Below are 18639 nucleotides of genomic sequence, written 5' to 3'. Positions count from 1 at the left end.
AACGAGCGCACATGATACTGGAAAGCGAGGGTGGCGAGAAATCGCACGGATGACAGCGTGTCCCCTGCTGGTTATGGTAACGGGTCCCCCGTCGTCATCCAGCATCCGCATGCCTGCAGCCCTGTTCGACCACTTCCGACGCTTCCGGCGCGGCTACGCCGCCCTGGTCATCGCGCTGACCCTGGGTCTCCTGCCGGAGCACCCCGGAGTCCCCGATGGCCGGCATCTGGACGAGATACTGGCGCGCGACTTCCTCAGCGTGCACACCCGCAACACCCCGACCACCTACTACGAGGGGCGACAGGGCCCTACCGGCTTCGAGTACGAGCTGATGCGACGCTTCGTCGATCACCTCGGCGTCAGCCTGACCCTGGATGCCAGTCACAACATCCCGGAGGTGCTCGAGACGGTCCGGCGTGACGGCGATCTGGGGGCCGCCGCCCTGCCGCTGGACCCGACCCTGGACGGCGTGATCTTCAGCCGGCCGATCCTCGACCTGCAGCCACTGCTGGTCTACCGCCGGGGACTGCCGCCGGTGAAGCGCCTCGACGATCTGGATGGCCTGGCGATCGCCACCCTGGGCGGTTCCGGTACCGACCTGGTGCTTCGCGAACTGCAGGCCGAGCACCCCGGGCTGAGTTGGCGGGAATCCATCGACCTGGAGGTGGCCGAACTGCTCGGCCTGGTCGAGAACGGCACCCTGGACGCCGCGGTGGTATTCGACCACCAGTTCCGTCTCAACCGGCTGTTCTTCCCCGGCGTGGAGCGGGGCTTCGAACTCGGCGAGCCGCTCTCCATGGCCTGGACCTTCCCCGCCGGACGCGGCCTGGGGCTGGTCGAGAAGGCCAACCGCTTCCTCGAGACACTGCGGATGGAGGGCGAGCTGGATCAGCTGGTGGCCCGCTACTTCGGTCACGACGACTATCTGGAGTACGTCGGCGCCCGCACCTTCATCACCCATGTGAACGAGCGCCTGCCGGGGTACGCCGAGCTGTTCCGCGACGCTGCGAGGGACACTCACTTCGACTGGAAGCTGCTGGCCGCGCTGGGCTATCAGGAGTCCCACTGGGACCCGGAGGCCACCTCCCCCACCGGGGTGCGCGGCTTGATGATGCTGACCCTGCCCACCGCCGGCGAGCTGGACGTCGACGACCGCCTCGACCCGGAGCAGAGCATCGCCGGCGGGGCCCGCTACCTGCGCAGCCTGAAGGACCGCCTGCCCGAGTCGATCACCGGCGACGACCGGCTGTTCATGGCCATGGCCGCCTACAACGTGGGGCTCGGGCATCTCTACGACGCCCGTGACATCGCCGAGCTGCGCGGCGGCGACCCGGATCGCTGGGCCGACGTCCGCGAGGCACTGCCGCTGCTGCAGGAACGGGAGTGGCACAGCAAGACCCGGCACGGCTATGCCCGCGGCGGCGAGCCGGTGATCTACGTGCGCAACATCCGTCGCTACCACGAGATTCTCGCCTACATGGACCGCAGCCAGCAGCAGTTCCATCGCCTCAATGCCCGGCTGCCCGACGCCCAGGAGAGCAGCATGTTCGAACTCGTCCCCCCGGTCATGTAGCGCGGATCAGCCGGCCTCCTCGCCTTCCCGCCGGGCAGCGAAGAACCCCCTGAGCAGCCGCGTGGCGCGTGCCGCCAGCACCCCGCCCTCCACCTCGACCCGGTGGTTGTGCCAGGGCTGGGCGAAGAGATTGGCCTTCGACTCGACCATGCCGGTGCGTGGCTCGGCGGCACCGTAGACCACCCGTGCCAGCCGCGCATGGATGATCGCCCCGGTGCACATCAGACAGGGCTCGAGGGTCACGTAGAGGGTGCAACCGTCGAGCCGGTAATTGCCGAGCCGCGCCCCTGCGTCGCGCAGGGCGCGGATCTCGGCGTGGGCACTGGGGTCATGGCCGGAGACCGGGGCATTGTAGCCGGCACCGACGATTTCGCCGGCGGCGTCCACCACCACCGCGCCCACCGGCACCTCCCCGGCGGCGAGCCCCGCGCGGGCCTGATCGAGAGCCCGGTGCATGTAGAATTCGTCACTGCGCATCGGCATCGACTCCGGTAGACTGAACGCCATGAAACGATCGTATGACAGCGCCGGCCTCATGCCATGCCGGCGGCTCCTGGAGGATAGCGACAATGTCTGACGCCCTGAATGCCCTGGTGGACCTGCTCGGCCTGGAGGCTCTCGAAGAGAACCTGTTCCGCGGCACCAGCCAGGATCTCGGCCTGCCCCAGCTGTTCGGCGGCCAGGTACTGGGGCAGGCCCTGTCGGCCGCCAGCCAGACCGTCGACCCGGCGCGGCGCGCCCACTCGCTGCACGGTTACTTCCTGCGCCCGGGCGACGCCCATCGCCCGGTAGTCTATCAGGTCGATGCAGTACGCGACGGCGGCAGCTTCACCACTCGCCGGGTCACCGCCATCCAGAAGGGGCGACCGATCTTCTTCTGCAGCGCCTCCTTTCATGGCGAGGAGGCAGGCTTCGCCCACCAGCCGACGATTCCCGAGGTACCCTTTCCCGAGTCACTGGAAAACTCCGATGCCCGGCTCGAACGCTTCCCCGGCCACCCCATCGAGTTCCTTCACCTCGGTGACGAGGCCGAACCGGGCCAGCCCGCCCGCAAGCGGCTCTGGTTCCGCCTGGCCGGCGAGCTGCCCGACGACCCGGCGCTCCATCGCTGCCTGCTCGCCTACAGTTCCGACTTCAATCTGCTGACCACGGCACTGGTGCCCCACGGGATCACCTTCGGTGATCCGGCGCTGCAGATCGCCAGCCTCGACCACGCCCTGTGGTTCCACCACGACGTCAAGCTCAACGACTGGCTGCTCTACGACATGGACAGCCCCTGGGCCGGCGGTGCCCGTGGCTTTGCCCGCGGCAGCATCTACGACCGCCGGGGTCGACTGGTCGCCTCCACGGCCCAGGAGGGGCTGACGCGGCGGCGTTGAGGCACTGTCCTCTTCCCGCCACTGGCAATGCCCCGGGGTTGTCACTATCATCGCCAACGAATGCCGGTGTAGCTCAGTCGGTAGAGCAACGCACTCGTAATGCGTAGGTCGTAGGTTCGACTCCTATCACCGGCACCAGAAGACACCACGAGACAGCCGCCCGGCAGATGCCGCGCGGCTGTCTTCGTCTGCACGGGGCGCGCTCAGGTCTCGATGCCCGGGGTGGCCGGCTCGCGGCGGCGTGGACGGGGGTCCGGCACATCGGTGGAGAGTTCGAGCTCGTGCTCCTCGCCTTCCTGCCAGTAGCGCAGCCGGGCATCCTCATCCTCGGGAGTGTCGCGAACCAGCTCGAGAAAGTGCATCGGGGACTCCGGCGTCTCGCCGTTCACCTCGAGCAGCATCGATCCCGGGGCCATGCCGCCTGCCTGAGCCGGGCCGCTGACGTCGCTGACCAGCAGGCCGGCCTCGTCCGGCAGCCCGAGGGCCTCGCGCAGGTCGTCGTCGAGAGGCGCGACCGTGATGCCCAGTGCCACCACCACCTGGTCGTCGAACCCTTCGTATTCGATCTCGCGTGCGGCTTCCAGCACCTGGGGGGCGACGTGGATGCTCGCCCCGGTGGTGAGGGCCAGGGCGATGGCATCGCTGGGCCGGCTGTCGATGCGCACCAGATCGTCACGCCCCGCCAGACGCAGCTCGAGCATGCCGAGGAAGGTGTTGTCGACGATGGCGTCGACATAGACCCGCTCCAGGCTCACCTCGATGCCAGCGAGCACGTCGCCGAGCAGCTCGTGGGTCATCGGTCGACGGGGCCGATCGCCGCTCAAGCCTCGCAGGATGGCGCCGGCCTCCACCGGGCCGATGAAGATCGGGATCACTTCCCGGGCACCCGGCTCGCGCAGCAACACCACCGGCACGCCACCGAACCCGGCAATGCCGACGGTGGCGACCTCCACCTCGACCATGGTGTCCGGTTCGGCGGCGAGTTCCCGTGCGGCCGCCTGCCCCCAGGCAACCAGCAGCACGACGAGCAACGACAGCACCAGGAGGCGCCGGAGCGACGGCAGAAAGGTGGGGGACATGGGCGCCTCGCAACCGCCGGCCCCGACGGTTGGGCAAGATCGTGCCGGCGGCAGAGTGAATGCCCTCTCAGCATGGCAGCCTCGTCGCCGCTGCGCCATTCGGGGGGCAGGCAGCGTCACGCCGGCCGCGGGACGGCCCGGAACGTCGCGGGTCGACCGCCCTGCCCCCGCACGCTGCTCAGCCGGTCTTGACCCTCATCAATTCGTCCCAGCGGGTGGTATAGCGCGGAGTGCGACGCTCGCAGCGCAGCGCCCAGGGGCTGTCCTGCCGGGGCAGGCCGAAGCGCACGGTATCGCGCCCCATCTCGCGGTTGAGGCGGTCCACCGTGGCCATCAGGCGCTGGCTACGGCCGCGTGCAGCCTCGCTCTGCGCCTCTTCCAGCAGCGAAAGCTGGCGCGCCTGCCCACTCACCAGGTCGAGCAGCATGACGCCACATTTCTGGTAGCGATACCCCTCGCGAAGGATCGCCGCGAGTCCACGGCCGGCGGCCTCGAGCAGGTCGCGGCTATCGGCGGAGGGCCGTGCCAGCGGCACCACCACGCTGTTGCGGTACTGGGGAGCGCCCACCGGGAAGGGGCTGGTGCGCAGGAACACCTGGACGGCCCGGGCCAGGCTCCCCTGGCGACGCAGCTTCTCGGCCGCCCGGGCGGCGTGCTGGCGCACCGCTGCCTGCAGGTCGCTCGGCTCGCCGGTCAGGCGCCCGAAGGAGCGCGACACCAGGATCCGCTGGCGCGGTTCGGCCAGATCCTCGATGTCGATGGCCGGATGGCCATGCAGCTCCCAGACCAGGCGTTCCATCACCACCGAGAAGGCGCGGCGAATGCGTCCGGGATCCGCCTGGCGTAGCTGCCAGGCCGTGTCGATGCCCATCAGCGCCAGCCGTTCACCGGTGCGGCGCGCCACGCCCCACAGCTCGTCCACCGGCAACCGTTCGAGGACCCGACGGGTCACGTCGCTGTCGGCCTCGAGCGGGCAGACGCCCTCGAAGGCCGGCTGCCGCTTGGCGAGTCGATTGGCCACCTTGGCCAGCACCCGGGTCGGCGCCACGCCCACGCAGACCGGCAAACCGGTGTCGCGGCGCACCGTCTCGCGCAGCCGCTGGCCATGGGCCTCGAGGGTAGCCGGCTCGACACCGGCGAAGTTCAGGAAGCTCTCGTCGATGGAATACACCTCCACGTCCGGCGAGAACTCGGCGAGGATCGCATTCACCCGCCGCGACATGTCGCCGTAGAGCGCGTAATTGCTCGAGAGCAGCACCGCCTGGCGCCGAATGGCCGGCGGCAGCAGGTGCCTCGGCGCCCCCATGGCAACGCCCAGCGCCTTGAGCTCCCGGGAGCGCGCCACCACGCAGCCATCGTTGTTGGAGAGCACCCCCACCGGCAGCCCCTCGAGGCGCGGGGCGAAGGCGCGTTCGCAGCTGACATAGAAATCGTTGACGTCGACCAGGGCGATCACGGCGCCGTCCCCGGCAGGGCGTGGACCACATGGGTCACCACGCCCCACACCTGGCACTCGCGCCCCTCCAGCGGGATCGGCGCGAACCGCGGATTGCTGGCCATCAGCACGGTGCGTGCCCCGAGGCGAGCCAGCCGCTTGACAGTGGGCTCGCCGTCCACGGCGATGACGACGACCCGCCCGGGCAGCGGCTCGAGGCTGCGGTCCACCACCAGCAGGTCACCGTCATGGATGCCGTCGCCGAGCATGGAGTCGCCCTCGGCGCGCACGAAGTAGGTCGAGGCCGGCCGGCGTACCACATGGGCATGCAGGTCGATCTCGACGTCCAGGTGGTCATCCGCGGGGCTGGGAAAGCCGGCTCGTACCCGGCAGCCCATCAGCGGCTGCGCCCCGCTACCGGCGGCGGAGGCGGCACAGCCGACAGCGAACACCCGAGAAGCGAACGACATGGGCACCTCCCCGATAACTGTAATTTCGTACAGTATTCAGCAGAACGCCCTCCGTGGCAAATCATGACCGGCCCGCCCCGGCAACGTTGAAGAGCAGGAATACACCCTCCATGCTGGAGAGACTGCCGCTCTCCCGGGCATCGGGAACCGACACCCCATGGACGACGTCGCCAGCCAGTTCATCACCGCCAACGAGACCGCCCTCCGACTGGCGGTGGCGCTGCTGCTGGGGGCGCTGATCGGCCTCGAGCGGGGCTGGGTGGCACGGGAACAGAAGTCCGGCGAACGCATCGCCGGCATCCGTACCCATGCCCTGGTGGGGCTACTCGGCGGCATCGCCGCGCTGCTCGCCGAACGGCTCATCGCCTGGGCCTTCCCGCTGCTGTTCCTGGCCGTGGCGGCCATCGGCCTGGTGGCCTGGCGGGCCCGGGTGAGCGAATACCGCGACTACAGCATCACCGGCCTGATCGGGCTGCTGCTCACCTTCTGCTTCGGTGCCATCGCGGTGGCCATCGACCTGACCCTGGCCACCGCCTGTGCCGTGATCACCGCGGTGATCCTCGACAACAAGCGCGAGATCCACGGCCTGCTGGGCAAGCTGCAGGCCCACGAGCTCGACGCCGGCCTCAAGCTGCTGCTGATCACCGTGGTGATGCTGCCGCTACTGCCCAACCAGGGGATGGGGCCGGGCGAGGCCCTCAATCCCTACCAGATCTGGTGGATGGTGGTGCTGATCGCCTCGATCTCCTTCGTCGGTTACTTCGCCATTCGCGTCGGCGGCCCCGAGAAGGGCATCCTCTTCACCGGCCTGTTCGCCGGGCTCAGCTCCTCCACCGCCCTGACCCTGCACTTCGCCCGCCAGTCGCGCCACAACCAGGAGGTCCAGGCGATGCTGGCCGCCGGCATCCTGCTCGCCTGCGGCACCATGTTCCCGCGCATCCTGATCTACGCCGCGGTGGTCAGCCCCGGCCTGTTGCCTCGACTGCTGCTGCCGGTCACGGTGATGGGTGTGCTGCTCTATGCCCCGGCGCTCTACCTCTGGCGCACCCGGCATCGAGTACTCAAGCTCGACCGACCGGCGCTGATCCAGAACCCGCTGGAGCTGCGCACGGCACTGCTGTTCGGCGCCCTGCTGGCGCTGATCATGCTGCTCGGCGAGTGGCTCAGGGAGTGGCTGGGCGAGGCCGGCATCTACCTGCTGGCCGCCACCTCCGGGTTGGCCGACGTCGACGCCATCACCCTGTCGCTGACCCGCATGTCGCTGGGCCGCATCGACCCCTCCACCGCGGTGCTGGGCATCGTCATCGCCGCCGCGGTGAACAACCTGGTGAAGGCCGGCCTCGCGGCCGGTTTCGGCACCCGCCGGCTCGGCCAGCGGGTCGCCCTGCCGATGCTCGCCTCAATGCTGGCGGGGCTGGTACTGGCCTGGCTGGTCTGAGCCGGCGAGCGAGCTCAATCCCGCAGGCGTTCGATCTCGGCCAGACGCCGCTCGAGGAAGCGCCGCTCCGCCGTCTGGGTCACCAGGCCCAGGGCCTCGCGGTACTGCGCGGCGGCCTCGCCGTATCGGCCCAGCCGACGCAGCAGGTCGGCCCGGGTCGCCGGCAGCAGGTGATAGCCGGGCAGGTGGATCTGCTCGAGCAGGCCAAGGCCCGTCTCCAGGCCGTCCGCCATGGCGATGGCCACGGCGCGGTTGAGCGCCACCACCGGGGTGGGCTGGAGGCCGTGGAGCAGGCTGTAGAGTGCCGCGATGCGTCGCCAGTCGGTCTCGGCCGCCGTGGGCGCCTGGGCATGCAGGGCGGCGATCGCCGCCTGGACCGTGTAAGGCCCGGCCAGCAGGGAACGCGCGTCCGGCGCGCGACCGCGCAGGGCCAGCTCGACCTGGGCGACGCCCTCGTCGATCGCCTCCCGGTCCCAGCGCACGCGGTCCTGGTCCTCGAGCAGCACGATGTCACCGGCGGCATCGGTACGCGTCTCGCGCCGGGCGTCATGCAGCAGCATCAGCGCCAGCAGCCCACGGGCCTCGCGTTCGGCGGGCAGCAGGCCGACCAGCAGGCGGCCGAGGCGAATCGCCTCATGGCACAGCTCGACGCGTATCAGTCGGTGGCCGTAGCTGGCGACATAGCCCTCGTTGAAGATCAGGTAGATCACCGCCAGCACCGCCTCCAGGCGCTCGGCCAGGTCGCCGTCGCCCGGTACCTCGAAGGGAATGCCCGCGTCGCGGATCTTGGCCTTGGCACGCACCAGCCGCTGGGCCAGGGTGGGCACCGGCACCATGAAGGCCCGGGCGATCTCTTCGGTGGTGAGCCCGCCCAGGGTACGCAGCGTCAGCGCCACCTGGGCGGGCCGGGACAGGGCGGGATGGCAGCAGGTGAAGATCAGCCGCAGGCTGTCCAGCGGCTCGGGATCGTCGGTATCCGCCGCCGACTCGAGCAGCAGCGCCAGGTGGGTCGTGAGCTCGCCCTGCTTGCGCTCGCGCATCTGCCGGTGGCGCAGCTGGTCGACGGCCTTGTGGCGGGCGGTGGCCGCCAGCCAGGAGACCGGGGTCGGCGGCACGCCTTCGGCCGGCCACTGCACCATGGCGGCCTCGAAAGCCGCCTGCAGGGCATCCTCGGCCAGCGCGAAATCGCCGAAGCGGCGGATCAGGCCGGCGAGCAGGCGGCCATACTCACGCCGATAGAGGGCGGCCAGGTCCAGCTGCGCGCCCATCACATGCGATAGGCCGGGTCCACCGGCCGCACTTCGACCGCGCCCCCCACCCGCAGCGGGGGAATGCGCCGGGCCAGGGCCAGGGCCTCGTCCAGGTCTCGACACTCCACCACGTGGAAGCCCCCCAGCTGTTCGCGGGCCTCGGCGAAGGGGCCGTCGAGGGTCACCACCTTGCCGTCCTGCTCGCGCAGGGTGGTGGAGGTGGCCACCGACTGCAGCCGTGCCCCGCCCCGATAGTGGCCGCTGGTGACCATCTCCTGGATCAGCGCATGGTAGTCGTCCATCACCTCATCGCGTGATGCCTCGGGCAGCGCCTCCCACAGTGCCTCGTCGATACAGCACATCAGCATGTATTGCATGTCGAAATCTCCTTGGTTGCCAAGCAGCCTAGGCGCTGCCTGCTCAAGGGTCGAGCGACTGCCGTGCGAATCGACAGCGCATCGAGGGCGCGGATGATGTCGATGGCCGCCCCGTTCGCTCGATCCATGGGGGCACCCCCTTTTTTACCAGCCACCCCTGAGGAGATACCACATGCGCTTCATGATCATCGTCAAGGCCAACCAGGACACCGAAGCCGGTGCCATGCCCGAGGAGAGCATGGTCGCCGCCATGGCCGACTACCACGAGGAGCTGGCCCGGGCCGGCGCCCTGATCGACGCCTCCGGGCTCCACCCCAGCACCAGGGGCTGGCGCATCCGCTACCGGGGCGACCAGCGGCTCGTCACCGACGGCCCCTTCGCCGAGGCGAAGGAGCTGATCGCCGGCTATACCCTGATCCAGGCCACCTCGCGGGAAGAGGCCCTCGAGTGGACGAAGCGCTTCCCCAATCCCGCCGGCCCCGGTGGCGATGCCGAGATCGAGGTGCGCCAGCTGTTCGAGCTGGAGGACTTCCCGCCCGGGGAGGCGATCCAGCGCTTCCGCCAGTTGGGCACGGTCTAGCCCGAACGGCCAAGCACCGCATCACCCACGGCTGGTCCCGAGCAGCCGCACATCGAGCCACCGGGCGAGCCCGGTGGCACCGTCCTGCATCACGGCATGATGGTTCCAGGCGAACAGCGGCCCCGCGACGGGGGCCACCAGGGCCATCCAGCGCCGGACGGGACGCACCCGCCATTCGTATCGCACCCGGGTGACGCGCCCCTCCTCGGTCAACTGCCAGCGGCCGCTACCCTGCACGTCGCCACTGGCGATTCCCTCGATCGACCGGCCCGGCCGGACGCGGGTGACGCGGATCTCGAAGCGCAGGCGATAGCCCAGGCGACTCTTCCAGGTGTAGCGATACCGCCGGCCGATGCCGCTGGCATCACCCGGCGCCAGCTCCTCCACCGAGCAGAGGCTCTCCCACCAGGCCGGCCAGCACGGCGAGTCGCTGATGGCCCGATACACCGCGTCGATCGGCGCCTCGAACCGCCAGGTGGTGACGAACCGGAATTCCGCCATGCTCGGGGTCCTTGCGTGCGCTCACGACCAGCGCTCAGGGCGAGAAGAAGGTCTCCGGCAGGTCGGGGTCGATGACGAGCTCCTCCAGCCGCACCCTCTCGATCACGCTCCCCAGCCGGTCGAAGCTGATGACCTTGAGCGGGAACAGGGTCTCGTCGTCGAGCCACAGCTCGTAACGGGCGACCTCGCCCACCCGATGCCCCTCCTCGCCCTGCACGACCAGATGCTGGCTGCGGCGACCATCGACCACGGCACCGCCCAGGTGATGCAGTTCCCCCTGCTGCTGCAGTCGCTGCACGTTGCGCAGCAGGGTGCCCACGTCCGACTCGTCCACCCGGTGTCCACGGGCGCTGCGTACCAGGGGGTTGAGAGGGCTGAGGGACAGGCCGGCACGCCGCTCGGGGGAGCCGAAGGGCCAGAGCCGGACCCGCCGGGTCTCGGGACTGTAGATCAGCACGGCCCCGCTGTAGGGCGTGACCATATCCATGCGGATGAACCCGGGGCGGCGATAGGTGTAGCGGATGACCTCCTCGCCACGCCGCCCCTCGCTGCGCACGGTCACCTGGTAGGCAGGCACCCGCTCGAAATGCGACAGGGCCACCGACAAGGGATCGGACTCCAGGCCGAGCGCGACCACCATCAACAGTTCCGGCAACATACCTCCCCTCCACCTGGCCAGGCGCTGACTCGCCTGCTCTCAGCTTAGCAGCACGCAGCCCCGCGGCATCGTCACGGGCTAGATGAGCCCGGCCGCAACCAGCACGTCGGCCACCGGCTGGAAGGTGTCGTCGGGGATCGCCTCGCCGTTGGCGGCGCGCCTGGCGATCCTCGCCGCCAGTTCGCGCTCGTCGGCCACCGGCACGCCGTGCCTGGCGGCGTCCTCGAGCATCGCCGTGGACTGCTCCGGATCCGCCTGGCAGGCCACCACGGGCACCGGCGTTTCCCCGCTCACGTAGCGCAGGCCCACCAGCCAGTCGCCGGCGCCGCCGAGCATGATCGATGCATGCTGTACGCCCGTGCGGGCAGAGCCGGCCTGCATGTCGCGGCGCCGCTTCTGACGCGCCCGGCGGATTTCCGGGTCGCCCTCCATGTCCTTGCGCTCGCGCTTGTACTCGGTCCGGGTCATGCGCTGATCGCGCCGGAACAGCCAGCGCTGCATCTGCACGTCGATCAAGCCGACGATGAGAAAGGCAACCAACGCGGTGATGATCAATGGCCGGAGCAGCGCCACGAGGATCCCCTCCACGCAGCCGAAGCCACAGCGGGGCGAATCCATCAGCGCCTGCAGCCCCAGCCGATAGACGACCACGAAGGCCACGGCCAGCGAGCCCATCTTGATCAGCGACTTGATGAATTCGATGATGCCGCGGGCCGAGAAGATGCGCTTGGCGCCTTCGGCCGGGTTGATGCGTTCGAATTTCGGCTTGACCGGATCGGCCGAGAACAGCATGCCGCGCATGATGACGATGTTGGTCAACACGACCGCCACGATGGTGATGACGATCAGCGGCAATACCGCGCGCACCACGATCTCCGAGCCCAGCTCCAGCAGGCGCGGCCACAGCGTGTCGAAGGGTTCGTGGTAGAGCCGGGTCGTGGTATTGATCAGGTTGCGCACCCGGTCCTCGATGTCACCGGCGGCGCTGGCGAGATAGAGCGTGCAGCCGAGCATGACCATGGCGGTGACCATGTCGGAGCTCTTGTCCACCTGCCCCTTCCGGCGCGCATCGCGCAGTTTCTTCTCGGATGGCGGCAGCGATTTCTCTTCGCTGGGCTTGTCGCTCATGACGGATGCCTCCTTTGTGCCGGGGGATCACGACCTCGTACGGATCAGCGCTTCGAGGCGCTGATAGTCGTCGCCCAACGCCCCCAGCTCTTCGAACATCAGCGGCACCAGGAACACGATGTAGAGCAGCATCAGAAAGGTGAACAGCAGGTTCTTGATCGCCAGCGACAGCGAGAATACGTGAAGGTTGGGTGCCATCCGCGCCAGGTAGGCAAGCATCAGATCGGCGACCAGGAGGGCGATGACCAGGGGCGCGACCATCAGCACCCCGACTCGCATCACCTGGTCCAGCAGGCCGAGCACGGCCAGCGCGGCCCGGGTTTCCAGCACCGGGACGAAGGTCTCCACCGGCCATAGCGCATAGCTGCGGTAGAAGCCATCGAGCATGACCATGAAGCCACCGGTCACGAAGAACAGCGCCACCAGCGTGACGACCAGCAGCGTGCTGGTGACGCCGGATTCGGTGCTGCCCATCGGATCGAGCAGTTGCCCCATGGTCGAGGCACGCTGCAGGTCGACCAGTTCGCCGGCGACCTCCGCCGCCCAGAACGGGATGCCGAACACCAGGCCGATGATCACGCCGATCAGCAGTTCCTTGATCAGGAGGGCGGCGATGGTGAAACTCGACGGAGAGTCCATCGACGATAGCGTGGCGAAGATCGGCACCATCATCGGCAGCGAGATGGTCACGGCGACGGCAGTGCGGATCAGGCCGGTCAGGCCGAGACGGTTGAACGCCGGGGTGATCAGGATCACGCCCATCGCCCGGGCCATGCCGATGGCCGCGGCGGCGAGCAGCGGATAGACCAGCTCGGTGAGAAAACGGACGATCTCGTCGAACACCATGCCGAACCTAACGCGACCAGACGGCGAAGTTGTCCAGCACCTGGTCGGTCAGGTTGACCAACTGGCCGGCCAGCAGCGGGCCCGCCACGATCAGCACCAGAAACACGACGATGACCTTGATCGACTGCGGCAGGGACTGGTCCTGGATCTGTGTCAGCGCCTGCAGCAGGCCGATGCCGAAGCCGATCACGATCGCCGCCAACAGCGCCGGTGCCGACAGCAGCAGCACCGTCCACAGGGCGTTGTTCATCAACGTGAGAAAGATGTCATCCGTCATCGGCTACTGCTACCCCCCATAGCTGAGAATCAGGCCATGCATCAGCCGCGACCAGCCGTCGACGGCGACGAACAGCAAGATCTTCAACGGCACCGAGATCAGCGGGGGGGCCACCATCACCATGCCCATCGCCATCAGCACATTGGCCACGATCAGGTCGATGACCAGAAACGGGATGTAGATGAGGAAGCCGATCTCGAAGGCGCGAGCGAGCTCGGAGGTGACGAAGGCCGGCATCAGTACCACCAGGTCGTCGCTCGCGAGGTTCTCGCGCGCCTGTTCCGACCAGATGTTCTGGGTGGCATCGATGAAGAAGGCGCGCTCGCGTTCGTTGGCATAGAGCGAGAGATAGTCCTGCAGCGGTTCGCCCAGCAACGCGCCGGTTGCCCGTATGTCCTCCACGTTCTCCAGCTCGCCGGTGTGACTCTCGAACTGGTAGACCATCTCGCCGACCAGGGGGGTGGTGATGTACACGGTCAGCACCAGGGCGATGCCGTACAGCACCAGGTTGGGCGGCGTCTGCTGGATGCCCAGCGCGTTGCGGATCAGAAACAGCACCACGGCGATCTTGAGGAACGAGGTCATGGTGACGACCGCCAGTGGCAACAGGCCCAGCGAGGCGACAACGATGATCATCCCGATCAGGTTGGGCTCGAAGTCACTCATCGCTGGACAGCCTCACGATCTGCACGCCCAGGCTGTCGCCGATCTCCACCAGCCGGCCGCGCCCCATGTGCCGGCCGTTGACCACGATATCCACGGCATTCTCCGCCGGCCGCGACAGCGGCAGCACGCTGCCCTGGTCCAGTTCGCGGAACTCGCCGAGGGAGAGTTCCAGGCGCCCCAGCTCGCACACCAGGCGTACCGGCAGGCGGTCCAGAGTCGCCCCATCCAGACGTGGCGGTGCCGGTTTCCGAGAGTCGTCTTCCATGTCGTCACTCCTCCTCTGGGGGTTGTCGTTGTTCGCGGGCACCGGAGACGTGTCGAGGACGCCGTCGTGCCAGGCGGCCGGCGGCACGGCCAGGTGAAGGCCACCGCGCTTCTCGGCCACCCGGATCATCAGGCGACCGGCAACCGCCAGCGTCGACTCCGGCCGCTCGAGCAGCACCACGTCGCCGGGCGCGAGGCTGCGCAGCTCGGCCAGCGTCAGGTCCTGATAGCCGGCGATCCATTGCAGCGGCAGCGGCAGCGCCGAGCAGGACTTCGGTGTGCCCGGGCAGTGCTCATCGAGCAGCGGCAATAGCGTCCGGGCGGTGGCGACACCCAGCGACAGCGACAGGCGACAGGTCTGGCCGTCGACCTCCAGGCGCAGCGGCAGACGAATGGGCAGCCCGGCCTCGGACTCGGGGGCATCGCCGAGCAACTGGATCGGCTGGCCCAGATGCCCCTCCAGGGGCTCGATCCACTCCAGCAGGGCGTACTCCAGCCACAGCGCCCGCTGGGCAGGCGTGCACTCCGACAGCGAGCGGTGCAGCGCCAGATGTGCCGTCAGCACCGCCAGGCTCTCGTGAGCAACGTGCAGCACGGCTGGCGCTTCACCGATGCTTGCCGCGATCGCCAGGGATGCCGGCTCAGCCCCCTTGTCGAGTCGCACCAGCACCTCACGCTCGCCAAGGGGCAGCGTTACCGCCACGCGAGGGCGATTCAGGGCGTTCAGCGTGTCGACGAGCTCCGGGTCCAGGCTCGGCAGCCGCAGGGGCACGGCGCCTGCCGGGAAATCCGCTGGGACATGCTGCCGCTCATCGCCGCGCGGCACCTCGAGCTCCACCATCAATGTCCTCCCCGGGGTGCGTCGTCCTCGATATCCAGTTCGTGGCGCCCTTCCGCGGCGATGTGGTCGGCACGGCGGTGGCGCTCCAGCAGGGAGCCAAGGGCTTGCCTGGCACGGGTCCGGCGGACCCACTCGCTGGCGCACCGCTCGCGTTCGGCGAGTTGCCGGCGATGCTCGAGGTCGGCGGCGCGTCGGGCCTCGGTCAATTCGGCCTGGCGCCGGTAGTGATCGTCGATGGCCTGCCGCGCCTGCTCCAGCTCCTGTGCCGACAGGGTCGTGCCCTGCATGGCGTCGAACCACTCGCGCTCGAGGCGATCGAAGTCGCTGCGCTCCCGGGCCAGGTCGCCGTCCAGGCTGTCGATGCACCGCGCCTCGGCCTGACAGCGGTGGTGCTGTTCCTGCAGGGCGGCCTGGGCCAGGCGTTCGCGCCGCTCGCGCAGCGTCATCAGTCGTTCGAGGCGCTGGCGGTCGCTCATGACAGGATCTCGCTCATGCGTCGCTGGGTCTCCTCGAAATCGCTGTGCTCCGTGCCGTCCTGGCGCAGGAAGGCTTCGATGGCGGCGCGCTTGCTGACCGCTTCGTCGGTGCGGGCATCGCTGCCTTCGCGGTATTCGCCGACCTGCAGCAACAGCTCGACGTCGCGGTAGCGCGCCAGCAGGTCGCGTATCCGGCTGGCTTGCTGGCGCTGTTCGCTCGAGGTGACGGTATCCATCAGACGGCTACGGCTGGCGAGCACGTCGATGGCCGGGAAGTGGTCGCGTCGGGCCAGGTCGGCGCTGAGCATGATGTGGCCGTCGAGGATGGCGCGGGTCTCCTCGGCCACCGGGTCGAGGGTGCCGTCACCCTCGGTGAGCACGGCATAGAGCGCCGTGATGCTGCCGGTGGCACCCGGCCCCGCGCGTTCGAGCAGGCGCGGCAGGGCAGCGAAGAACGAGGGCGGGTAGCCCCGCCGGGTCGGCGGCTCGCCGGCGGCCAGGCCGATCTCGCGCTGGGCGCGGGCAAAGCGGGTGATGCTGTCGACCAGCAGCAGGACGTCGCGCCCCTGGTCGCGAAAGTATTCCGCCACGCTGGTAGCGACCATGGCGGCCCGGGCCCGTTCGATGGCCGGGCGGTCGGAAGTGGCCACCACACAGACCGTGCGCTGCCGTGCCTTGGCATCCAGTTGCACGTCCAGCAGCTCGCGCACTTCGCGGCCACGCTCACCGATCAGCCCCAGCACGATGACATCCGCCTCGCTACCGCACACGATGGCGGACAGCAGCGACGACTTGCCGACCCCCGGTTCACCGAAGATCCCGACGCGCTGGCCCTTGGCCACGGTCATCAGTCCATCGATGGCGCGAATGCCCAACGCCAACGGGTGCTGGATCAATTGTCGCGACAACGGCATGGGCGGCTCGGCATGGACGGGATAGGCACTCAAGGCGCCGACGTCGACTCCCGGGGCGGCATCGACGAACGCCCCCAGCGGGCTGATCACCCGGCCGAGCAGCGCTTCCCCCACGGGCACCCCCTGGGGGCCGCCGGTGGCGATGACCTCGGCGCGAGTCGACATGCCCTGCAGATCGCCGATCGGCGACAGGATGGCGTCCTCGTCCTCGAAGCCGATCACCTCGGCGGCCACATGGCGGCCGCTCAGCGGGTCGCGCAGGTAGCACAGCTCGCCGATGCCGGTGCCACCGACGCTGGCATGCACCAGCAAGCCGCGGATGCGGCGTACGCGACCGTGCACCGGGCGCAGTTCGGCCTCGGCCAGGCGCTCGCCCAGGCGCGGCAGCAGCGAGTCGAAATCGATCTCGGGGGCGCTCATCGACGCGGCTCCGTCCTGGTCATCAGCGCACGGCGCAGGGCCGTCAACTGTGAGTCGAGCCCGACATCGACCACCGCGACCGGGCTGACCAGCAGGCACTGCCCGGGGCCTAACTGGGCGTCGCCCTCGACCCGATAGGCCGGGTCATCGGGCGCGTCCGGCACGGCGGCCAGCAGCGCTTCGACATCCGCCACCCGCTCGGCGGCGACGCGGACGGTCACGTTCATGTCATGGCGATACTCGCGCAGCGCCTGGCGCACGCAGCGGCCGATCAGTTCGGCATCGTCGAACTCGCCCAGGATGCGGCGCACCATCTGCAGGCAGAGCTCGGCCATCGATCGGTCGAGGCCGCCCAGGTAGCGCGTCACACGCTGCGTGGTCTGTGCCAGCAGTTCGGCCGCCTGGGCTTCGCCCTCGCGGCGCCCCTCCTCGAAACCATCGGCATAGGCAGTGGCCGTGGTACGGCGCGTCTCTACGTCGATCTCGCTGGCACGCGCCCTGGCGCGTTCGAGGAAGGCGTAGCCGTCTATCCATGCCTGCGCTTCGCCGTTACGCAGAATCGTCTTGCTCGGACGTGTCGGTAGCTCGTTCATGATGTGATTCCCTGGGCTCGATATCGGCGAGGATGGCCGCGGCACGGCGGGTAATGAGGACGCCCTGTGCATGAATTTCCGGCGGCATGCCGGCGTCACTCGTTTCCAGGTCGCAGGCCAGTCCCAGGCGTAGCCAGGCGATGAGCGCTGCCGGCTGGCTCGACAGCCATGCCGTGAAACAGGCCGAGCCATCGCGACGGACGGCATGGGCGAGCGCATCATCGTCGGCGAAGGTGGCGCCGGAGATCGCCAACTCCCGATTGGCCAGTGCGGCGGCAAAGGCGGCCTCGCCGAAACGCTCCTTGAGGGCCACCACCCGCGGTGCACGTATCTCGCGAACGAAGGCCATGGCGTGGCAGATCATGCCGCAGTAGTGCACCAAGGTGTCGCCGGCATCGGATGGCAGCCGCAGCAGTGTCAGATCGGACTCCCCTGGCGCGGGCAGCGACTCGGGAGGCGGCAAGTCATGCTGTCGGATCAACAACTGCATCAAGCGCCGCTGGAAGCGGGGATGACCTGCCAGGCTGTCCATGGTGGCGTCGTCGGCGATATCGCCCAGGCAGTCGCGCAGCCATCGCGGTGCGATGCAGTGTGCCGGTGAGTCGAGGAAGGCCGGCCGTCGGGGGCTGCTGCCGGCGGCTCGCTCAGGGTGCAAGAGACGAGAAGGGGAGCTCATGGCGGGGTTTCCAGTTCATAGGTATCCCGTCGGCGTCTTTGCCAGGCCATCCAGCCCAGGGCACCGGCCAGTCCCAGCACCAGTACGATGAGGATGCCGAAGATCCATCCGGCACGCCCCACACTCTTGGCCGGCATGGCGATGCCCAGAAAGGAGCTCGTCGACGGAGCGACGTCGATCCGGGATTCCAGCCTCATGGCGGCGACCGGCACCACCGAGACATTGTCGTAGGCGAGCCCGGAGATGCCATTGGCGACCAGCGTCTTGATCCGCGGGATCAAGGGGCCGACGTCGAGTTCCGGTGCATGACGAACGAACACCGATGCCGACGACGGCGTGCTGTTCTGGCGCATCAGGTCGTTCTCGGGCAATACCACGTGCACCCGGGCCGAGAGCACACCGTCGACCTGGGAGACCGTATGCGACAGCTCCTCGCTGAGCGCATAGATCATCTGGGCACGTTCCTGCACCGGTGATGACACCAGGCTGTTGTTCTCGAAGACCTCACCGAGGTTGGTGAACGTCTCCTCGGGCAGGCCGAGGCGGTCGAGGATCTCGACCGCCTCGGCGAAGCTGTCCTCGTCGACGGTGACGGTCATGCGCCCCTCATCCTCGGCCACCCGCTTGGCAGGAATGCCATGCCGCGCCAGGGTCGCCACCATGACGTTGGCCTCACGTTCGCTCAGGCCGGTATAGAGTTCGGCATCGCATGCCTGCAGCAGCAGGGCAGCGACGATGATCAGCAGCAGCCTGGCGGCCTGGGCGCGTGGCGCCCGGATCCGATCAGTAGAGAACAAG

At 68.7% G+C, this 18639-nt stretch carries 22 protein-coding genes and 1 tRNA gene; 5 read left to right on the top strand and 18 right to left on the bottom strand.

The features are described from left to right. Window positions 1-109 precede the first annotated feature (109 nt). Window positions 110-1573 carry a membrane-bound lytic murein transglycosylase MltF gene (gene mltF / locus QLQ85_RS17800; RefSeq protein WP_282740234.1) on the top strand — a complete coding sequence of 488 codons (1464 nt, stop codon included), beginning with the start codon at window positions 110-112 and terminating at the stop codon, window positions 1571-1573. Between the two features lie 6 nt (window positions 1574-1579). Here the strand turns inward: mltF and tadA are convergent, their stop codons facing one another. Further along, entirely contained in the window at window positions 1580-2050 is a 471-nt protein-coding gene (gene tadA / locus QLQ85_RS17795; RefSeq protein ID WP_102627447.1) for a tRNA adenosine(34) deaminase TadA, read from the bottom strand. 92 nt (window positions 2051-2142) lie between these two features. Between tadA and QLQ85_RS17790 the strand changes: the two genes are divergently transcribed. Both QLQ85_RS17790 and QLQ85_RS17785 read left to right on the top strand, forming a co-directional pair. After that, on the top strand, window positions 2143-2952 hold the full coding sequence (locus QLQ85_RS17790) for an acyl-CoA thioesterase (RefSeq protein WP_282740233.1): 810 nt from the start codon (window positions 2143-2145) through the stop codon (window positions 2950-2952). A gap of 62 nt (window positions 2953-3014) precedes the next feature. Continuing rightward, window positions 3015-3090: transfer RNA gene (locus QLQ85_RS17785), tRNA-Thr, on the top strand. Between the two features lie 65 nt (window positions 3091-3155). On the opposite strand, the gene QLQ85_RS17780 is transcribed toward QLQ85_RS17785, so the two are convergent. From QLQ85_RS17780 to QLQ85_RS17770, 3 genes are all read right to left on the bottom strand, one after another. Further along, window positions 3156-4031 (bottom strand): bifunctional nuclease domain-containing protein, encoded by an 876-nt coding sequence (locus tag QLQ85_RS17780; RefSeq protein ID WP_282740232.1) that lies wholly within the window; start codon window positions 4029-4031, stop codon window positions 3156-3158. 178 nt (window positions 4032-4209) lie between these two features. After that, on the bottom strand, window positions 4210-5487 hold the full coding sequence (locus QLQ85_RS17775; protein ID WP_282740231.1) for a Y-family DNA polymerase: 1278 nt from the start codon (window positions 5485-5487) through the stop codon (window positions 4210-4212). Then, window positions 5484-5936, bottom strand: a complete 453-nt coding sequence (locus QLQ85_RS17770; RefSeq protein WP_326521387.1) for a LexA family protein — start codon at window positions 5934-5936, stop codon at window positions 5484-5486. Before QLQ85_RS17770 ends, QLQ85_RS17775 begins: the two co-directional genes overlap by 4 nt. Before the next feature lie 157 nt (window positions 5937-6093). On the opposite strand from QLQ85_RS17770, the gene QLQ85_RS17765 reads away from it, so the two are divergent. After that, on the top strand, window positions 6094-7374 hold the full coding sequence (locus QLQ85_RS17765) for an MgtC/SapB family protein (RefSeq protein WP_282740230.1): 1281 nt from the start codon (window positions 6094-6096) through the stop codon (window positions 7372-7374). 14 nt (window positions 7375-7388) lie between these two features. Here QLQ85_RS17765 and QLQ85_RS17760 read toward each other — a convergent pair whose 3' ends face one another. Together QLQ85_RS17760 and QLQ85_RS17755 are read right to left on the bottom strand one after the other, a co-directional pair. Next, window positions 7389-8642, bottom strand: coding sequence for an RNA polymerase sigma factor (locus QLQ85_RS17760; RefSeq protein WP_282740229.1), 1254 nt, complete (start codon window positions 8640-8642; stop codon window positions 7389-7391). Next, the gene (locus tag QLQ85_RS17755) at window positions 8642-9001 is read right to left on the bottom strand and encodes a YciI family protein (protein ID WP_102627456.1); all 360 of its coding nucleotides are present in this window, start codon (window positions 8999-9001) and stop codon (window positions 8642-8644) included. Before QLQ85_RS17755 ends, QLQ85_RS17760 begins: the two co-directional genes overlap by 1 nt. Before the next feature lie 172 nt (window positions 9002-9173). On the opposite strand from QLQ85_RS17755, the gene QLQ85_RS17750 reads away from it, so the two are divergent. Then, entirely contained in the window at window positions 9174-9581 is a 408-nt protein-coding gene (locus tag QLQ85_RS17750) for a YciI family protein (protein WP_282740228.1), read from the top strand. Window positions 9582-9602: 21 nt separating this feature from the next. Here the strand turns inward: QLQ85_RS17750 and QLQ85_RS17745 are convergent, their stop codons facing one another. The 12 genes from QLQ85_RS17745 to sctJ all read right to left on the bottom strand — a co-directional run bounded on the left by QLQ85_RS17745 (window position 9603) and on the right by sctJ (window position 18638). Further along, window positions 9603-10082 carry an SRPBCC family protein gene (locus QLQ85_RS17745; protein WP_282740226.1) on the bottom strand — a complete coding sequence of 160 codons (480 nt, stop codon included), beginning with the start codon at window positions 10080-10082 and terminating at the stop codon, window positions 9603-9605. A gap of 34 nt (window positions 10083-10116) precedes the next feature. Beyond that, window positions 10117-10740: a LolA family protein gene (locus QLQ85_RS17740; protein WP_282740225.1), complete on the bottom strand. Its 624-nt coding sequence runs from the start codon at window positions 10738-10740 to the stop codon at window positions 10117-10119. A 78-nt stretch (window positions 10741-10818) separates the two neighbouring features. Next, the gene (locus tag QLQ85_RS17735; RefSeq protein ID WP_282740224.1) at window positions 10819-11868 is read right to left on the bottom strand and encodes an EscU/YscU/HrcU family type III secretion system export apparatus switch protein; all 1050 of its coding nucleotides are present in this window, start codon (window positions 11866-11868) and stop codon (window positions 10819-10821) included. Between the two features lie 27 nt (window positions 11869-11895). Beyond that, window positions 11896-12714, bottom strand: coding sequence for a type III secretion system export apparatus subunit SctT (gene sctT / locus QLQ85_RS17730; protein WP_282740223.1), 819 nt, complete (start codon window positions 12712-12714; stop codon window positions 11896-11898). 7 nt (window positions 12715-12721) lie between these two features. Then, a complete protein-coding gene (gene sctS, locus QLQ85_RS17725; RefSeq protein ID WP_282723076.1) occupies window positions 12722-12991 on the bottom strand; it encodes a type III secretion system export apparatus subunit SctS in 270 nt (89 codons plus the stop codon). Window positions 12992-13000: 9 nt separating this feature from the next. Beyond that, window positions 13001-13657, bottom strand: a complete 657-nt coding sequence (gene sctR / locus QLQ85_RS17720) for a type III secretion system export apparatus subunit SctR (RefSeq protein ID WP_282740222.1) — start codon at window positions 13655-13657, stop codon at window positions 13001-13003. After that, on the bottom strand, window positions 13650-14762 hold the full coding sequence (gene sctQ / locus QLQ85_RS17715; protein ID WP_282740221.1) for a type III secretion system cytoplasmic ring protein SctQ: 1113 nt from the start codon (window positions 14760-14762) through the stop codon (window positions 13650-13652). The genes sctR and sctQ overlap by 8 nt, the downstream gene beginning before the upstream one ends. Beyond that, the gene (locus tag QLQ85_RS17710) at window positions 14762-15238 is read right to left on the bottom strand and encodes a hypothetical protein (RefSeq protein WP_282740220.1); all 477 of its coding nucleotides are present in this window, start codon (window positions 15236-15238) and stop codon (window positions 14762-14764) included. The genes sctQ and QLQ85_RS17710 overlap by 1 nt, the downstream gene beginning before the upstream one ends. Then, window positions 15235-16572, bottom strand: a complete 1338-nt coding sequence (locus QLQ85_RS17705) for a FliI/YscN family ATPase (RefSeq protein WP_282740219.1) — start codon at window positions 16570-16572, stop codon at window positions 15235-15237. Before QLQ85_RS17705 ends, QLQ85_RS17710 begins: the two co-directional genes overlap by 4 nt. After that, window positions 16569-17165, bottom strand: coding sequence for a type III secretion system stator protein SctL (gene sctL / locus QLQ85_RS17700; RefSeq protein ID WP_282723081.1), 597 nt, complete (start codon window positions 17163-17165; stop codon window positions 16569-16571). Before sctL ends, QLQ85_RS17705 begins: the two co-directional genes overlap by 4 nt. After that, the gene (locus tag QLQ85_RS17695; RefSeq protein WP_282740218.1) at window positions 17122-17841 is read right to left on the bottom strand and encodes a hypothetical protein; all 720 of its coding nucleotides are present in this window, start codon (window positions 17839-17841) and stop codon (window positions 17122-17124) included. The genes sctL and QLQ85_RS17695 overlap by 44 nt, the downstream gene beginning before the upstream one ends. After that, complete coding sequence (gene sctJ / locus QLQ85_RS17690) at window positions 17838-18638, bottom strand: type III secretion system inner membrane ring lipoprotein SctJ (RefSeq protein WP_282740217.1); 801 nt, start codon at window positions 18636-18638, stop codon at window positions 17838-17840. Before sctJ ends, QLQ85_RS17695 begins: the two co-directional genes overlap by 4 nt. Window position 18639 lies beyond the last annotated feature (1 nt).

The organism is Halomonas kalidii (assembly GCF_030010475.1).
Classification (GTDB): domain Bacteria; phylum Pseudomonadota; class Gammaproteobacteria; order Pseudomonadales; family Halomonadaceae; genus Halomonas; species Halomonas heilongjiangensis.
The sequence above is the reverse complement of the archived record's forward strand: the minus strand, read 5'-3'. Positions and strand labels throughout refer to the sequence as shown.

Bases quoted from the DNA above. Each gene is read 5' to 3' on its own strand.
- mltF (WP_282740234.1), top strand. From the start codon at position 110: ATGCCTGCAGCCCTGTTCGACCACTTCCGACGCTTCCGGCGCGGCTAC.
- tadA (WP_102627447.1), bottom strand. From the start codon at position 2,050: ATGCGCAGTGACGAATTCTACATGCACCGGGCTCTCGATCAGGCCCGC.
- QLQ85_RS17790 (WP_282740233.1), top strand. From the start codon at position 2,143: ATGTCTGACGCCCTGAATGCCCTGGTGGACCTGCTCGGCCTGGAGGCT.
- QLQ85_RS17780 (WP_282740232.1), bottom strand. From the start codon at position 4,031: ATGTCCCCCACCTTTCTGCCGTCGCTCCGGCGCCTCCTGGTGCTGTCG.
- QLQ85_RS17770 (WP_326521387.1), bottom strand. From the start codon at position 5,936: ATGTCGTTCGCTTCTCGGGTGTTCGCTGTCGGCTGTGCCGCCTCCGCC.
- QLQ85_RS17765 (WP_282740230.1), top strand. From the start codon at position 6,094: ATGGACGACGTCGCCAGCCAGTTCATCACCGCCAACGAGACCGCCCTC.
- QLQ85_RS17760 (WP_282740229.1), bottom strand. From the start codon at position 8,642: ATGGGCGCGCAGCTGGACCTGGCCGCCCTCTATCGGCGTGAGTATGGC.
- QLQ85_RS17755 (WP_102627456.1), bottom strand. From the start codon at position 9,001: ATGCAATACATGCTGATGTGCTGTATCGACGAGGCACTGTGGGAGGCG.
- QLQ85_RS17750 (WP_282740228.1), top strand. From the start codon at position 9,174: ATGCGCTTCATGATCATCGTCAAGGCCAACCAGGACACCGAAGCCGGT.
- QLQ85_RS17745 (WP_282740226.1), bottom strand. From the start codon at position 10,082: ATGGCGGAATTCCGGTTCGTCACCACCTGGCGGTTCGAGGCGCCGATC.
- QLQ85_RS17740 (WP_282740225.1), bottom strand. From the start codon at position 10,740: ATGTTGCCGGAACTGTTGATGGTGGTCGCGCTCGGCCTGGAGTCCGAT.
- QLQ85_RS17735 (WP_282740224.1), bottom strand. From the start codon at position 11,868: ATGAGCGACAAGCCCAGCGAAGAGAAATCGCTGCCGCCATCCGAGAAG.
- sctT (WP_282740223.1), bottom strand. From the start codon at position 12,714: ATGGTGTTCGACGAGATCGTCCGTTTTCTCACCGAGCTGGTCTATCCG.
- sctS (WP_282723076.1), bottom strand. From the start codon at position 12,991: ATGACGGATGACATCTTTCTCACGTTGATGAACAACGCCCTGTGGACG.
- sctR (WP_282740222.1), bottom strand. From the start codon at position 13,657: ATGAGTGACTTCGAGCCCAACCTGATCGGGATGATCATCGTTGTCGCC.
- sctQ (WP_282740221.1), bottom strand. From the start codon at position 14,762: ATGGTGGAGCTCGAGGTGCCGCGCGGCGATGAGCGGCAGCATGTCCCA.
- QLQ85_RS17710 (WP_282740220.1), bottom strand. From the start codon at position 15,238: ATGAGCGACCGCCAGCGCCTCGAACGACTGATGACGCTGCGCGAGCGG.
- QLQ85_RS17705 (WP_282740219.1), bottom strand. From the start codon at position 16,572: ATGAGCGCCCCCGAGATCGATTTCGACTCGCTGCTGCCGCGCCTGGGC.
- sctL (WP_282723081.1), bottom strand. From the start codon at position 17,165: ATGAACGAGCTACCGACACGTCCGAGCAAGACGATTCTGCGTAACGGC.
- QLQ85_RS17695 (WP_282740218.1), bottom strand. From the start codon at position 17,841: ATGAGCTCCCCTTCTCGTCTCTTGCACCCTGAGCGAGCCGCCGGCAGC.